At 70.9% G+C, this 14,107-nt stretch carries 15 protein-coding genes; 8 read left to right on the top strand and 7 right to left on the bottom strand.

What is annotated here, in order from left to right:
• Window positions 1-78 precede the first annotated feature (78 nt).
• Window positions 79-417: a transcriptional regulator WblA gene (wblA, locus tag RCR19_RS17315; RefSeq protein ID WP_059133594.1), complete on the top strand. Its 339-nt coding sequence runs from the start codon at window positions 79-81 to the stop codon at window positions 415-417.
• Between the two features lie 548 nt (window positions 418-965).
• On the opposite strand, the gene RCR19_RS17310 is transcribed toward wblA, so the two are convergent.
• Together RCR19_RS17310 and RCR19_RS17305 are read right to left on the bottom strand one after the other, a co-directional pair.
• Entirely contained in the window at window positions 966-2,354 is a 1,389-nt protein-coding gene (locus RCR19_RS17310; protein WP_331265970.1) for an ArsA family ATPase, read from the bottom strand.
• Window positions 2,351-3,328 carry an ArsA-related P-loop ATPase gene (locus RCR19_RS17305; RefSeq protein WP_331265969.1) on the bottom strand — a complete coding sequence of 326 codons (978 nt, stop codon included), beginning with the start codon at window positions 3,326-3,328 and terminating at the stop codon, window positions 2,351-2,353. The genes RCR19_RS17310 and RCR19_RS17305 overlap by 4 nt, the downstream gene beginning before the upstream one ends.
• A 139-nt stretch (window positions 3,329-3,467) precedes the next feature.
• Between RCR19_RS17305 and RCR19_RS17300 the strand changes: the two genes are divergently transcribed.
• The 4 genes from RCR19_RS17300 to RCR19_RS17285 all read left to right on the top strand — a co-directional run bounded on the left by RCR19_RS17300 (window position 3,468) and on the right by RCR19_RS17285 (window position 5,967).
• A complete protein-coding gene (locus tag RCR19_RS17300; RefSeq protein ID WP_003975360.1) occupies window positions 3,468-3,629 on the top strand; it encodes a DUF4177 domain-containing protein in 162 nt (53 codons plus the stop codon).
• On the top strand, window positions 3,626-4,093 hold the full coding sequence (locus RCR19_RS17295; protein WP_331265968.1) for a RidA family protein: 468 nt from the start codon (window positions 3,626-3,628) through the stop codon (window positions 4,091-4,093). Before RCR19_RS17300 ends, RCR19_RS17295 begins: the two co-directional genes overlap by 4 nt.
• A gap of 145 nt (window positions 4,094-4,238) precedes the next feature.
• Window positions 4,239-5,111: an NUDIX hydrolase gene (locus tag RCR19_RS17290; RefSeq protein ID WP_331265967.1), complete on the top strand. Its 873-nt coding sequence runs from the start codon at window positions 4,239-4,241 to the stop codon at window positions 5,109-5,111.
• 25 nt (window positions 5,112-5,136) lie between these two features.
• Window positions 5,137-5,967 (top strand): MBL fold metallo-hydrolase, encoded by an 831-nt coding sequence (locus RCR19_RS17285; RefSeq protein ID WP_331265966.1) that lies wholly within the window; start codon window positions 5,137-5,139, stop codon window positions 5,965-5,967.
• Window positions 5,968-6,338: 371 nt separating this feature from the next.
• On the opposite strand, the gene RCR19_RS17280 is transcribed toward RCR19_RS17285, so the two are convergent.
• The gene (locus RCR19_RS17280) at window positions 6,339-7,013 is read right to left on the bottom strand and encodes a Crp/Fnr family transcriptional regulator (RefSeq protein WP_030573597.1); all 675 of its coding nucleotides are present in this window, start codon (window positions 7,011-7,013) and stop codon (window positions 6,339-6,341) included.
• Window positions 7,014-7,444: 431 nt separating this feature from the next.
• Between RCR19_RS17280 and nth the strand changes: the two genes are divergently transcribed.
• From nth to RCR19_RS17265, 3 genes are all read left to right on the top strand, one after another.
• The gene (gene nth, locus RCR19_RS17275; protein WP_331265965.1) at window positions 7,445-8,503 is read left to right on the top strand and encodes an endonuclease III; all 1,059 of its coding nucleotides are present in this window, start codon (window positions 7,445-7,447) and stop codon (window positions 8,501-8,503) included.
• Between the two features lie 136 nt (window positions 8,504-8,639).
• Complete coding sequence (locus tag RCR19_RS17270; protein WP_331265964.1) at window positions 8,640-9,347, top strand: CoA pyrophosphatase; 708 nt, start codon at window positions 8,640-8,642, stop codon at window positions 9,345-9,347.
• 120 nt (window positions 9,348-9,467) lie between these two features.
• Complete coding sequence (locus RCR19_RS17265; RefSeq protein ID WP_331265963.1) at window positions 9,468-10,667, top strand: MarP family serine protease; 1,200 nt, start codon at window positions 9,468-9,470, stop codon at window positions 10,665-10,667.
• A gap of 49 nt (window positions 10,668-10,716) precedes the next feature.
• On the opposite strand, the gene RCR19_RS17260 is transcribed toward RCR19_RS17265, so the two are convergent.
• The 4 genes from RCR19_RS17260 to nhaA form a co-directional block, all read right to left on the bottom strand.
• On the bottom strand, window positions 10,717-10,896 hold the full coding sequence (locus RCR19_RS17260) for a hypothetical protein (protein WP_079051031.1): 180 nt from the start codon (window positions 10,894-10,896) through the stop codon (window positions 10,717-10,719).
• A 189-nt stretch (window positions 10,897-11,085) separates the two neighbouring features.
• A complete protein-coding gene (locus RCR19_RS17255) occupies window positions 11,086-12,024 on the bottom strand; it encodes an alpha/beta hydrolase (RefSeq protein WP_331265962.1) in 939 nt (312 codons plus the stop codon).
• Complete coding sequence (locus tag RCR19_RS17250) at window positions 12,021-12,500, bottom strand: phage holin family protein (protein WP_331265961.1); 480 nt, start codon at window positions 12,498-12,500, stop codon at window positions 12,021-12,023. The genes RCR19_RS17255 and RCR19_RS17250 overlap by 4 nt, the downstream gene beginning before the upstream one ends.
• A gap of 124 nt (window positions 12,501-12,624) precedes the next feature.
• Window positions 12,625-14,097, bottom strand: a complete 1,473-nt coding sequence (gene nhaA, locus RCR19_RS17245) for a Na+/H+ antiporter NhaA (RefSeq protein WP_331265960.1) — start codon at window positions 14,095-14,097, stop codon at window positions 12,625-12,627.
• Window positions 14,098-14,107: the final 10 nt, after the last annotated feature.

The following is a 14,107-nucleotide window of genomic DNA, read 5'->3' as shown; positions in this document are numbered from 1 at the left end:
TAACGTCCTCAACTGGCGGCGGTGAATATGCCGCTGCCGCCGTGGGGGAGCCTCGATTCGGGAGAGGACGGCGCCGGTATGGGCTGGGTAACCGACTGGAGTGCGCAGGCGGCCTGCCGCACTACCGATCCGGATGAACTGTTCGTTCAAGGAGCAGCGCAGAACAGGGCCAAGGCTGTGTGCACCGGGTGTCCGGTACGCACGGAGTGCCTGGCCGATGCGTTGGACAACCGCGTCGAATTCGGCGTGTGGGGTGGCATGACGGAGCGGGAGCGCCGCGCACTGCTGCGCAGGCGGCCGACCGTCACCTCGTGGCGTCGCCTGCTGGAGACCGCGCGTACGGAGTACGAGCGCGGAGCGGGCCTGCTGCCCCTCGACGAGGAAGAGGTGTACGAGAACTACGCGGCCGTGGGCTGAGGACCGGCCGGGTCCGGGATCGGCTCGAGCTGTCGGTGGACGCGGACGCCTTCGGGGGGCTCCCCGGGGCGTCGGGTCGTCCCCGACGTGCCCTCGGCGAGTCCACGGAGAGCGGATCCGCCGACCGTCGCTGACCCAGGACGTCCGTTGTGCGGGACGCTCATGAGGTCTGCGCCGCCCACAACGGCTGCCGTCACGACCGGCATCGTCATGCGGCAGGGTCGGCGTGAGCATGCTGTCATGGCTGATCCGGGCCCGCAGTGCGCGCGGTCACTCCTGAGGGCCGGGCCTGCAGGATCGTCATGACTCCATGCCCGGGACGTCCGTGGGGGCCCGTGCCCTCGTTGATCGGTGGACGCAGTCGTTCGGGCAGCGTGTGCGCGACTCGGTTTCCACAGCCTGTGTGTCGACTACGCGCCCCAGAGGGCGCCCGGTTTCGGGGCGGCCCCGGGGCGAACGGTGCGACAGCCATGCTTGCTCGCCGGGACGCTCATGTGTGGTGCGGGTCGCGGAGGGACTCGGTCACCGCACCGGACGATCAGGGCTCCTTAACCGTGTGCTTCGTGCTCCTCGGGACGCTCGTCCTGATTGGCCGCGAGCCGGTCTCCGACGTCCCGCAGTCCCACGAGGTCGTGGACGTCACCGGGCAGCGCGGCCACTTCCGCAACCGCCACCTCGGGGTGGCGCGCGGTGAAGCGGTCACGCGTGCGCTGTTCACGGGAGAGCAACTGCATGCGCTCCGCGTGAAGCCTCAACAGGCCTGCCGTGAGTTGCTCCACGCTCCGGTCCTGGTCCGTGGCGGCGGGGGAGCCTGCGTCGGTGTCAGATGCCTCGGAGGCGGAAGAAGATGAACTGCCGTACGTGTCGGGAGAGTTACGAAGTCCAGCTTTCCCGCCCTGCTGATCCACAATGCGGGGCTCTTCAAGATTTTCCGCGGCGGCGAGTGCCCGCTCGGCCGAGAGCTGGACGGCGTCGCTGCCGTGGACCCGGTTGAGCACGAGGCCGGCCAGCGGCATGTCCTCGGCGGCCAGCCGCTCCACGAAGTACGCCGCCTCCCGCAGCGCGTCCCGCTCCGGCGCCGCCACCACCAGGAAGGCCGTACCGGGCGCCTGCAGCAGTCTGTAGGTGGCGTCCGCGCGGGTGCGGAACCCGCCGAACATGGTGTCCATCGCGGCCACAAAGGTCTGCACGTCCTTCAGGAGCTGTCCGCCGAGCAGCTTCCCCAGGGCGCCGGTCATCATCGACATCCCGACGTTCAGGAATTTCATTCCCGCGCGCCCGCCGACCTTCGCCGGGGCCATCAGGACCCGGATCAACTTGCCGTCCAGGAAGGATCCGAGGCGCTTGGGGGCGTCGAGGAAGTCCAGCGCCGAACGGGACGGCGGAGTGTCGACGACGATGAGGTCCCACTCGTCCCGTGCGCGCAGCTGCCCCAGCTTCTCCATCGCCATGTACTCCTGCGTGCCCGCGAAGCCGGCGGAGAGCGACTGGTAGAAGGGGTTGCCCAGAATGGCGGCCGCCCGCTCGCGGTCCGCATGCGCCTCGACGATCTCGTCGAAGGTGCGCTTCATGTCGAGCATCATGGCGTGCAGTTCGCCGCCGGCGGTGTCCTCGATGCCCTTCACCCTCCGGGGGGTGTTGTCCAGTGCGTCGATGCCCATCGACTGGGCGAGCCGGCGGGCCGGGTCGATGGTGAGCACGACCACTTTGCGGCCGCGCTCCGCCGCGCGCAGCCCGAGGGCGGCCGCCGTGGTCGTCTTGCCCACGCCGCCCGAGCCGCAGCACACGATGATGCGCGTCTCGGGGTCGTCGAGAAGAGGGTCGACCTCCAGGACGGGACCCGGGTTCAACGCGCGCACGGAGCCCGTGTCGTGGAGGAGTGCCGCATCCGGTGCGGAGGCCGATTCGTCGCGTGTGGGGGAGGGGTCCGAGCTCATGAGATCCCTTGCTGACGCAGTTCCGAGGCCAGTTCGTACAGGCCCGCGAGGTCCATTCCCTCGGCGAGCAGCGGCAGTTCGCGCAGGGGCAGGCCCAGCTCCGTGAGCACGCCGCGCTGTTCGCGCTCCAGCGCGAAGCGCTCCGCGTACTCGTCGGCCTGCCGGAGCAGCGGGTCCACCAGCCGTTCGGCAAGCCCGCCGCGGCGCGCTCCGCCGAGTCCGGCACCCGACAGGGACTTGGCGACGGCGGTCCGCGGTACCGCGTGCGCGAGATCGAGGTCCGCCTGGTCCAGGATCGTGGGGCGCACCATGTTGACGATGATCCGGCCCACCGGGAGCTTGGCGGCGCGCAGTTCGGTGATGCCGTCCGCCGTCTCCTGGACGGGCATCTCCTCCAGCAGCGTCACCAGGTGCACGGCCGTCTCCCGCGACTTCAGCACCCGCATCACGGCCTGGGCCTGATTGTGTATCGGGCCGATCCTGGCGAGCCCGGCCACCTCGTCGTTCACGTTCAGGAAGCGGGTGACGCGTCCCGTGGGCGGGGCGTCCATCACCACGTAGTCGTATACGAAACGGCCGCTCCGGTCCTTCCGGCGAACGGCCTCGCACGCCTTGCCGGTCAGGAGCACATCCCTGAGGCCGGGCGCGACGGTCGTGGCGAAGTCGATCGCGCCGAGCTTTTTCAGGGCGCGCCCCGCGCCGCCCATCTTGTAGAACATCTGGAGGTAGTCCAGCAGGGCGAGCTCGGGGTCGATCGCGAGCGCGTAGACCTCACCGCCGCCCGGGGCGACGGCGATCTTTCGTTCCTCGTACGGCAACGCCTCCGTCTCGAAGAGCTGTGCGATGCCCTGTCTGCCTTCGACCTCCACGAGAAGAGTGCGCTTGCCCTCGGTCGCGAGGGCGAGCGCGAGTGCGGCGGAGACCGTTGTCTTACCGGTTCCGCCCTTGCCGCTGACGACCTGGAGCCTGCTCACGTCTTCGAGCCTAACCAGTCAGCGCGCGGCCTACGCGGGAGGCTGTGGACAACTGTGGCAACAGTCGGCCGCACGCGGCCCCCTCCGGGGTGCCGGGCGGCCACATGCACCGCACGCCGCAGCGGCTACAGTCGCCCCCATGACCAAGTGGGAATACGCAACCGTGCCGCTGCTCGTCCACGCCACGAAGCAGATTCTGGACACCTGGGGCGAGGACGGCTGGGAGCTCGTCCAGGTCGTGCCCGGCCCGAACAACCCGGAGCAGCTGGTGGCCTATCTGAAGCGGGAGAAGCAGGCATGAGCGCGGTCGAGTCCCGGCTCGCCGAACTGGGTCTGACGCTGCCGGAGGTCGTGCCGCCGCTCGCGGCCTACCAGCCGGCCGTGCAGTCCGGGGTGTACGTCTACACCGCGGGCCAGCTGCCCATGGTGGAGGGCAAGCTCCCGGTGACCGGCAAGGTGGGCGCCGAGGTCACCGCGGAGGAGGCCAAGGACCTCGCCCGTACCTGCGCGCTGAACGCCCTCGCCGCGGTCAAGTCCGTGGCCGGCGACCTCGACCGCATCGCCCGCGTGGTGAAGGTCGTCGGCTTCGTGGCGTCGGCGACCGACTTCACGGGCCAGCCCGGGGTCGTCAACGGCGCCAGCGAGCTGCTCGCCGAGGTCCTCGGCGACAGGGGTGTGCACGCCCGCAGCGCGGTCGGCGTCGCGGTGCTCCCGCTGGACGCGCCGGTCGAGGTGGAGATCCAGGTGGAGCTGACCCAGGCGTAGTCGGGCTCTCCGGGACGGCTCCGCACCCGCGGAACCCGGGTTCGACCCGTCGCCGGCCCGGAAGAGCGCGCCCGTCCGGCGGCGGGGCGGCCGGGGCCGATCATTGGCACTCGAACATCCGCCCAGTACGGGATAGCCTCCGGCCATGGCTAATGGGCAGTGGTTCCCACCGGAGTGGCCAGAGCGGATCCGCGCGCTCGCGGAGGGCACGCTCACCCCGGCCGACCCGAAGCGCGCGGCCACCGTGATGCTCCTCAGGGACACCGACGGCGGCGCCCCCGCGGTCCACATGCTGCGCAGACGCGCCTCCATGGCCTTCGCGGGGGGCGCGTACGCCTACCCGGGCGGCGGCGTCGATCCGCGCGACCACGAACGCCTGGTCGGCTGGACGGGCCCCACGCGCGCGTGGTGGGCGGATCGCCTCGGCGTCGACGAGACGTCCGCCCAGGCGATCGTCTGCGCCGCCGTACGGGAGACGTACGAGGAGGCGGGCGTACTGCTCGCCGGCCCGACCCCCGAGACGGTCGTCGGCGACACCACCGGCTCCGACTGGGAGGCCGACCGCGCGTCCCTGGTCGCCCGCGATCTGTCCTTCGCCGAGTTCCTCGATCGCAGGGGACTGGTCCTGCGTTCCGATCTGCTCGGCGCGTGGACCCGCTGGATCACCCCGGAGTTCGAACCCCGCCGCTACGACACATGGTTCTTCGTGGCGGCACTCCCCGAGGGCCAGCGCACCCGCAACGCCTCCACGGAGGCCGATCGCACGGTCTGGATCCGGCCCTCGGAGGCGGCGGCCTCGTACGACAAGGGTGAGCTGCTGATGATGCCGCCCACCGTCGCGACCCTGCGTCAGCTCGTCCCCTACGCCACCGCCTCCGAGACGCTGGAGGCCGCGCCCGGTCGTGACCTGACGCCGGTCCTGGCCCGGGCCCGTCTGGAGAACGGCGAGGTCGTGCTGGCCTGGCCCGGACACGACGAGTTCACCAAGCACATTCCGACGGGGGAAGCGCCCGCATGACCTACGCGAAGGAAGGTGCCGGCGCATGACGGACGCCACAGCTCTCCCCGGACAGCCGCGCGGCGGGGTCCTCTCGGGTCCCGCGACCGCGCGCGCCGTGAACGTCCTCGCCCCCAACGCCTCGCCGATGACACTCGACGGCACCAACACGTGGATCGTCTCCGAGCCCGACTCCGAACTCGCCGTGGTGATCGACCCCGGTCCGCTCGACGACGGCCATCTGGGGCATGTCATCGACACGGCGGAGAAGTCCGGCAAGCGGATCGCTCTCACGCTTCTCACGCACGGTCACCCCGACCACGCGGAGGGCGCCGTGAGGTTCGCCGAGCTGACCGGTACGGGGGTGCGCGCCCTGGACCCGGCGCTCCGGCTCGGCGACGAGGGTCTCGGCCACGGGGACGTCGTCGCGGTCGGCGGCCTGGAACTGCGCGTCGTGCCGACACCGGGCCACACCGCCGACTCCCTGTGCTTCCATCTCCCGGCCGACCGGGCCGTCCTGACCGGGGACACCATCCTGGGCCGCGGTACGACGGTCGTGGCCCACCCCGACGGCCGCCTGGGGGACTATCTGGACTCCCTGCGCCGGCTCAGGTCGCTGACCGTCGACGACGGCGTCCACACCGTCCTGCCGGGCCACGGGCCCGTGCTGGAGGACGCGCAGGGTGCCGTCGAGTACTACCTCGCCCACCGTGCCCACCGGCTCGCCCAGGTCGAGACGGCCGTCGAGAACGGCCACCGAACGCCGGACGAGGTCGTGGCCCATGTCTACGCGGACGTGGACCGCTCCCTGTGGCCGGCCGCCGAGCTGTCCGTGCGGGCGCAGTTGGACTACCTCAGGGAACACGGGCTGATCTGAAGGTCTCGCCCGATGGGAGTCCGTAGGAGCCCGGCGCCCTGACACCGTGCACGCGTGCGTACTCCCGAGCGGGGATCAAAGGGCCTCCGACGGAGCGATGCCGGACGGCCGGACCGCCGTTCGACTCGCACGGGAGCACGGCCGTCGAGTGCGTCCGCTCCGCCCTCAGCGGGGTACGCGGCGAACGCCTCGGGCATTCGGAGGGCGCGTGCCCTGCCCGCGGCCGCCGATGATGCGCCGACCGCGCCCGTCACCCGATGGCGGACGGTTCGGGGGCTCGGGGGCCCCGGCGGCCTCACGACGACGGGCCCCGCCTCTCGAGAGGCGGGGCCCGATGGTCGTTGTGCGGGGCCGGCTCCGGCGTACCGGACTCAGCGCGAGCGCTTGGCCAGCCGCTCCACGTCCAGCAGGATCACCGCGCGCGCCTCCAGACGGAGCCAGCCGCGCCCGGCGAAGTCCGCCAGCGCCTTGTTGACCGTCTCGCGGGACGCTCCGACCAGCTGGGCGAGCTCCTCCTGCGTGAGGTCGTGCACGACGTGGATGCCCTCTTCGGACTGCACTCCGAACCGCCGGGAGAGGTCCAGCAGTGCCCTGGCGACCCGGCCGGGCACGTCCGAGAAGACCAGGTCGGACATCTGGTCGTTGGTCTTGCGCAGGCGCCGCGCGACGGCACGCAGCAGCGCGGCGGCCACCTCGGGCCGCGCGTTCAGCCACGGCTGGAGGTCGCCGTGCCCGAGGCCCAGCAGCTTGACCTCGGTCAGCGCGGTCGCGGTGGCGGTACGCGGGCCGGGGTCGAAGAGCGACAGCTCGCCGATGAGCTCACCGGGGCCGAGGACCGCAAGCATGTTCTCGCGGCCGTCGGGGGAAGTGCGGTGAAGCTTGACCTTGCCCTCCATGACCACGTAGAGGCGGTCACCGGGGTCGCCCTCGTGGAACAGTGAGTCCCCGCGGGCGAGGGTCACCTCACTCATGGAGGCGCGGAGCTCCGCGGCCTGCTCGTCATCGAGCGCCGCGAAGAGCGGGGCGCGCCGCAGAACGTCGTCCACGAGTTCTCTCCTTGTCGACCTGCTCAGGGGATCTCGTTCCCCCACGTACCAGGGGACCGTGTTCCCCATTTTGCCGGACGATCCAAACAGTGTGATCTGTCACAAGGATGCCGCACCGGCGCCGCGGGGTACGCGGCAGGGGTCCAATCGGGGGCTCATCCGCCGGCTCCGGGGCGGATGTCGGCGCCGGGCTTTAGGCTGGCCGGGTGTCCAAAACGCCGGTGAGAGCGCAGGCCGAGGGGGCCGGGCAGGTGGTTGTACGTCGGGATTCCGCTGTGGGCGAACAAGACCCTGGTGGCGGAAGGAAAAGTTCAAAGTCGACAAAAGCGGCGCCCGAGGAGGCGACGCCGCGGCAGCCTGCCAGGAAGGCGGCGGCGAAGAAGACCGCAGCCAAGAAGACCCCTGCGAAGAAGGCCGCCGCCGGGGAGGGCGTGACTTCGGGAACGGCCGCCGGGAAGTCGGCGACCGCTTCCAAGAAGGCTGCTCCCAAGAAGGCGGCGGCGAAGAAGGCGGCGGTGAAGAAGGCGGCGGTGAAGAAGGCACCTACGGCTTCCGGGAAGACGGCTCCCGCGAAGACCGCGATCAAGAAGGCCGCGGGCACGAAGAAGGCCACGGGAGCGAGGAAGACCGCTCACCCGGAGGTCGTCGGTGAGAAGACCACGCTCGCCGTGAAGGACGCCGCACCCGCGAAGACCATCGCCACGAAGCCCCCCGGGAACGAGTCGCGCGCGGCACTGGTCCGCCGCGCCCGCCGTATCGATCGTGAGCTCGCCGAGGTGTATCCCTACGCCCACCCGGAGCTGGACTTCGAGAGCCCCTTCCAGCTGATCGTCGCGACGGTCCTGTCCGCGCAGACCACCGACCTGCGGGTGAACCAGACGACACCGGCGCTCTTCGCCCGGTACCCCGCTCCCGAGGACCTCGCCGCGGCCAATCCCGAGGAGGTCGAGGAGATCCTGCGCCCGACCGGCTTCTTCCGGGCCAAGACGAAGTCGGTGATCGGGCTCTCCAAGGCGCTGGTGGAGCAGTTCGGCGGCGAGGTACCCGACAACGTGGAGGACCTCGTCAAACTCCCCGGCGTCGGCCGGAAGACGGCCTTCGTGGTGCTGGGCAACGCCTTCGGTCACCCCGGCATCACGGTCGACACGCATTTCCAGCGGCTCGTACGCCGGTGGCAGTGGACCGATCAGACCGATCCGGACAAGATCGAGGCCGCCGTCGGCGCGCTCTTCCCGAAGAGCGACTGGACCATGCTCTCGCATCACGTGATCTTCCACGGCCGCCGGATCTGTCATGCCCGCAAGCCGGCCTGCGGCGCCTGTCCGATCGCCCCGCTCTGCCCCGCCTACGGCGAGGGCGAGACGGACCCCGAGAAGGCGAAGAAGCTGCTCAAGTACGAGAAGGGCGGCTTCCCGGGCCAGCGTCTGAAGCCCCCGCAGGCCTATCTGGACGCGGGCGGAAAGCCGGCGCCGCCTCTGGGGACCGGGTGAGGCGCCGGCGCGGACTCGCGCAGCACCCGGGAGGGGGACGGTGTCCGGCAGGCCGTACGCCGGGACACCCGCACGAGGGACGTGCGGAACGATCGAGGGCCCCGCAGGCGTTGGGACCGGCAGAACGGGGGTGGCGATGACGCACGCGAGCAACACGGACCGCATGAGCGGCACGGACGGCGGTCGGCTGAACACGGAGGGGCTGCCCGACTGGCTGGATCCGGTCCTACGGGTCGTGCAGACCGTCGAGCCGCTTCAGCTCAGCCGCTTCCTGCCGCCGACCGACGGCGGGGGGCGGCAGTCCGCCGTGCTGATCCTCTTCGGTGAGGGCGAGCGCGGTCCCGAGCTGCTGCTGATGGAGCGTGCCGGCTCGCTGCGCTCGCACGCCGGCCAGCCCGCGTTCCCGGGCGGTGCCCTGGACCCCGAGGACGGCGACCCGCGGGCCGAGGGGCCGCTGCGGGCGGCGCTGCGCGAGGCCGAGGAGGAGACCGGACTCGATCCGGGCGGCGTCCAGCTCTTCGGTGTGCTCCCCAAGCTGTACATCCCGGTCAGCAGTTTCGTGGTGACGCCCGTTCTCGGCTGGTGGCGGCAGAAGAGCCCGGTCGGTGTCGTCGATCCGAACGAGACGGCGCGGGTGTTCACGGTCCCCGTGGCGGATCTCACGGATCCGGCCAACCGGGCCACCACCGTCCATCCCAGCGGCCACCGAGGTCCGGCATTCCTGGTCGAATCGGCCCTTGTCTGGGGCTTCACGGCAGGCGTCATCGACCGTCTGCTGCACTTCGCGGGGTGGGAGCGCCCCTGGGACCGCGACAAGCAGGTCCCGCTCGACTGGCGCGCATGACAAGGTGGCCCCCGTGCTGTGTATCCCAGGGTGCCGCCCTGCCCCATTGCCGCCGTGCGACGGTCCGGATCCCCGGCCGGACGAGTGCGGACCGAACGTGATGAGGCGAGGCTGGAAGCATTGAACGTGCTGGACATCCTGTTGCTGGTCGCCGCCGTGTGGTTCGCGATCGTCGGCTATCGCCAGGGTTTTGTCGTCGGCATCCTGTCGGTGATCGGCTTCCTCGGCGGCGGTCTCGTCGCCGTTTATCTGCTTCCCTTCCTGTGGGACAGGGCGACCGGCGACCACAAGGTGAGCACGACGGTCGCCGTCGTCGCCGTCGTCGTGGTCATCGTCTGCGCCTCCATCGGCCAGGCCCTGACCACTCACCTCGGCAACAAACTGCGCCGGTACATCACCTGGTCCCCGGCCCGTGCCCTGGACGCGACCGGAGGCGCCCTCGTCAACGTGGTGGCGATGCTCCTGGTCGCCTGGCTGATCGGTTCGGCCCTCGCCGGCACGACGCTGCCGACGCTCGGCAAGGAGGTCCGCGGCTCCAAGGTGCTCCTCGGCGTCTCCCGGGCCCTGCCCACGCAGGCGGACACCTGGTTCGCCGACTTCTCCACGGTTCTCGCGCAGAACGGCTTCCCGCAGGTCTTCAGCCCCTTCGCGAACGAACCCATCACCGAGGTCCGGCCTCCCGACCCGACCCTGGCGTCGAGCGCGGTCGCCACGCGCGCCCAGCGGTCCATCGTCAAGGTCATGGGCACCGCGCAGAGTTGCGGCAAGGTGCTGGAGGGCACCGGGTTCGTCTTCGGCGAGCGCCGAGTGATGACCAACGCGCATGTGGTCGGCGGGGTCGACGAACCCACCGTCCAGATAGGCGGCGAGGGCCGGCGGTACGACGCGAAGGTCGTCCTCTACGACTGGCGGCGCGACATCGCCGTACTCGACGTACCCGATCTGAACGCACCCGCGCTGAAGTTCACGTCCTCGGACGCGTCAGGCGGCAACAACGCGATCGTCGCGGGCTTCCCGGAGAACGGCTCGTACAACGTCCAGCCCGCCCGCGTCCGCGGTCGTATCACGGCCAACGGCCCTGACATCTACCACCGTGGCACGGTCCGGCGTGATGTGTACTCGCTGTACGCCACCGTGCGGCAGGGCAACTCCGGCGGTCCGCTGCTGACACCCGAAGGCAGGGTCTACGGGGTGGTCTTCGCCAAGTCCCTCGACGATGCCAACACGGGGTACGCGCTCACCGCGGACGAGGTCCAGGAGGACATCGCCAGAGGCCGCGCCGCGAACCAGCAGGTGGACAGCGACAGCTGTGCGCTCTGAGGCGCAGTAGCTGGTGCGGATGTCGTCGGCCGGTTCGACGGGGGCGGGCTCAGCCGCGCGGGTGACGCAGACGTACCGAGACCCAGCGGGCCCGGCGGCGAAGAATGTGCGGGATGCCCACGCGTGGGTCGGTACCCGCGAGTTGCGGGGCGCCCCCCTGGTGGGAGCTCGGCGCGGCGGCCGAGCGGCGAGTGCGTGCTACGTCACTGTAGTCGTGCGTCCAGCCCATACCCGGACGTCTGCCCCCGCCCCAAGGTCGATAACCGCCCTCATGCCGCCCAATTGGCCTATGCGGCAGGCATGTGGCTGTTCGAGGAACAGGCGTTCCTGCCCGGATACCGGGCGCGTCCGGGACGTCACTGAACGGGGTCGGATTCCTCCGGACGGCCGTCCGGGCCGGTGGTGTACCGGGGCCGGATCAGCGGTCGGGTTCGGGGTCCTTGAGCCAGTTGATCAGCTCTGAGGAGAAGGCCACCGGGTCCTCCTCGTGCGGGAAGTGGCCGAGCCCGTCGAACAGCCGCCAGCGGTACGGCGCCTCGACGTACTCACCCGATCCGGCAGCGCTGCGCGTGCGCATCACGGGGTCCAGTGATCCGTGCAGATGCAGCATGGGCACCCGCACGGGGCGCTTCATGCGCCGGTTGAACTGGATGCCGTCGGGCCGGGCCAGGGAGCGCACCATCCAGCGGTACGGCTCGATCGAGCAATGCGCCGTGGAGGGGATGCTCATGGCGCGCCGGTAGGTGTCCACGGCCTCGTCGTCGGGCAGGTGCGGCCCCGACCAGTCCCGGATCAGCCGTCCGACCAGAGCTGCGTCGTCGGCGGTGAGCCGGCGTTCGGGGATCCAGGGCCGCTGGAAGCCCCAGATGTAGGACCCCGCGGTCGTCTGCTTGACGTCGCCGAGCATCGCCGAGCGCCAGCGCCTCGGGTGCGGCATCGAGGAGACCACCAGCCGCCGTACGAGCTTGGGGCGCATGGCGGCCGCCGTCCAGGCGAGGTAACCGCCCAGGTCGTGACCGACGAGCGCGGCGTCGGGCTCGCCCAGGGACCGTACGACGCCGGTGATGTCGAGCGCCAGGTTCGCGGGGTCGTAACCGCGCGGCGTGCGGTCGCTGCCTCCCACTCCGCGCAGATCCATCGCCACGGCCCTGAAGCCCGCGTCGGCGAGCGCCGTCAGCTGGTGCCGCCAGGCCCACCAGAACTGGGGGAAGCCGTGCAGCAGCAGTACCAGGGGCCCGTCGCCCAGCTCCGCGATGTGGAAACGCGCGCCGTTGGCGGCGACGTCCCGGTGCGTCCAGGGCCCGTCGGGACGCACGACCGAGGTGGGTTGCGCCGAATGGGGGGCGGGGTCCGTCATGAGGACGAGCGTGCCACAGCGTCGACGTCCTTGTCGGCCGAGCTCGGCTGACGGGGGTGCGGCTTGGCGTGCTGCAGGACCCCGGCGCTCTCCTTCATCGACGCGGCGACCTTCTGCGGGCCCTTGCTCTTCTTGGCCTTCTTCGCGAAGAGCAGGCCGATGATCGCGAGCAGTCCGGCGACCAGGACGTTGGCGGCGAAGGACAGCAGGAAGCAGACGGCCATGTTCCAGCCGCTCCACGTCCGGATCCCGTACGCCAGCGCGAAGTTCAGCATGGGCAGAGAGAACAGCAAAACGGCGCCCGCGGCGGAGAACGCGCCTCCGCTCGTCGCGCCACGCTTGACGTCCCGCTTGAGCTGGGCCTTCGCCAGGGCGATCTCGTCGTGCACCAGCGCGGACATCTCGGTCGTCGCCGAGGCGAACAGCTGGCCGATGCTGCGTTCGGCGCCGACCGGGCTGCCGTCGGGTGCGCTCATCGCGGTCTCCCTGTTCTCTGCGTGTGTCCGCTTTGCCTTGGCTGCGGAATTCTGTGGATGTGTCAGATCATGCCGGACGGTGGTTCTCCGTGCTTGCCCCGCCCACCACTTCGGCACGCTTGCCCTACTTCCCCTCCGGCGACCGGTCTGGGCCGGCCTTCGGCAGCCGGTCCCCTTCGGCCTCCGCCGGACGTCCCGTTCCCGGTCCGGCCCGGTTCCCCCGCTCGGTGGTTTTCCATGCGGTTATCCCCGCGTGCTGCGCGCCCCCGCGCTCGAGGATCTCCGCCATGCGCAGGCGGTGTGCGGGGCCGCCCTCCTCGTGGACGTCCGCAGCGCCGTCGAGGTCGTCGTCGCGATTCTCGTCGGCGCACAGGGCGCGGTACTTGGCGTTCCGCACCCTCAGCAGCACACTCGCGCATGCGGCCGCGATCAGCGATCCGGTGAGGACGGATGCCTTGACCTCGCCGGTGAGCGCGGCGTCGCCGGCAAACGCGAGTTCGCCGATGAGCAGCGAGACGGTGAAGCCGATTCCCGCGAGCGAGGCGACCGCGAACACGTCCGCCCAGGCGAGGCCCTCCCCGAGGGAGGCACGCGTGAACCGGACCGTCAGCCACGTACCGCCGAAGATGCCGACCGTCTTGCCGAGGACCAGGCCCAGCACGACCCCGAGCGTCACCGGCTCGGTGAACACATCCGCGAGTGCCTCGCCGGAGACGGCCACGCCGGCGTTGAACAGGGCGAACAGCGGCACCGCGAGGCCCGCCGACAAGGGCCGTACGAGATGTTCGATGTGCTCGCCCGGGGAGTGCTGCTCGTCCTCGCGGCGGTGGCAGCGCAGCATGAGCCCCATGGCCACGCCCGCGATGGTGGCGTGGACGCCGCTGTTGAGCATCAGGCCCCAGACGACCAGGGCGAGCGGCACGTACACGTACCAGCCGCGCACCCCCTTGCGCAGCAGGATCCAGAACACCACGAGCCCGGCGACGGCACCGCCGAGCGCCGCGAAGTCCACTCGGTCGGTGAAGAAGACGGCGATGATCAGGATCGCGAACAGGTCGTCCACGACGGCGAGGGTGAGCAGGAAGGCGCGCAGTGCCGACGGCAGGGAGGCGCCGATCACCGCCAGGACCGCGAGGGCGAAGGCGATGTCGGTGGCCGTGGGCACCGCCCAGCCCGCGAAGGAGCCGCCGCCGGCGGCGGCTGTGAGGGCGTAGACGGCTGCGGGAGCGGCCATACCGCAGAGCGCGGCGACGACGGGGAGCACCGCGGCGCGGCGGTCCCGTAGATCGCCCGCGACCAGTTCGCGCTTGAGCTCGATCCCGGCGACGAAGAAGAAGACCGCGAGAAGGCCGTCGGCGGTCCAGTGCTGGACGGACAGCTGCAGCCCGAGGGCGGCGGGACCCACGCGGTAGTGACTGAGGGTTTCGTGGCTGTCGTGCAGTGGGGGCAGATTGGCCCACAGCAGTGCCATGACCGCCGCCAGCAGGAGCAGCACACCGCCGACGGTCTCGGTGCGCAGCGCGTTCGCGACGAAGGTTCGTTCGGGCAGGGGGAGACGGCCGAAGAACGTGCGGGTGCGGGTGCTGGGCGCGGCCACGGCGATGGAC

The sequence above is a fragment of the Streptomyces sp. WAC07094 genome (genome assembly GCF_036320405.1).
Lineage (GTDB): Bacteria > Actinomycetota > Actinomycetes > Streptomycetales > Streptomycetaceae > Streptomyces > Streptomyces lannensis.
Note: the sequence above shows the minus strand (reverse complement) of the source record. Positions and strands in the feature narration are given on the sequence as shown.

Coding starts and splice junctions, on each gene's coding strand:
- wblA (WP_059133594.1), top strand. CDS start 79: ATGGGCTGGGTAACCGACTGGAGTGCGCAGGCGGCCTGCCGCACTACC.
- RCR19_RS17310 (WP_331265970.1), bottom strand. CDS start 2,354: ATGAGCTCGGACCCCTCCCCCACACGCGACGAATCGGCCTCCGCACCG.
- RCR19_RS17300 (WP_003975360.1), top strand. CDS start 3,468: ATGACCAAGTGGGAATACGCAACCGTGCCGCTGCTCGTCCACGCCACG.
- RCR19_RS17295 (WP_331265968.1), top strand. CDS start 3,626: ATGAGCGCGGTCGAGTCCCGGCTCGCCGAACTGGGTCTGACGCTGCCG.
- RCR19_RS17290 (WP_331265967.1), top strand. CDS start 4,239: ATGGCTAATGGGCAGTGGTTCCCACCGGAGTGGCCAGAGCGGATCCGC.
- RCR19_RS17285 (WP_331265966.1), top strand. CDS start 5,137: ATGACGGACGCCACAGCTCTCCCCGGACAGCCGCGCGGCGGGGTCCTC.
- RCR19_RS17270 (WP_331265964.1), top strand. CDS start 8,640: ATGACGCACGCGAGCAACACGGACCGCATGAGCGGCACGGACGGCGGT.
- RCR19_RS17260 (WP_079051031.1), bottom strand. CDS start 10,896: ATGGGCTGGACGCACGACTACAGTGACGTAGCACGCACTCGCCGCTCG.
- RCR19_RS17255 (WP_331265962.1), bottom strand. CDS start 12,024: ATGACGGACCCCGCCCCCCATTCGGCGCAACCCACCTCGGTCGTGCGT.
- RCR19_RS17250 (WP_331265961.1), bottom strand. CDS start 12,500: ATGAGCGCACCCGACGGCAGCCCGGTCGGCGCCGAACGCAGCATCGGC.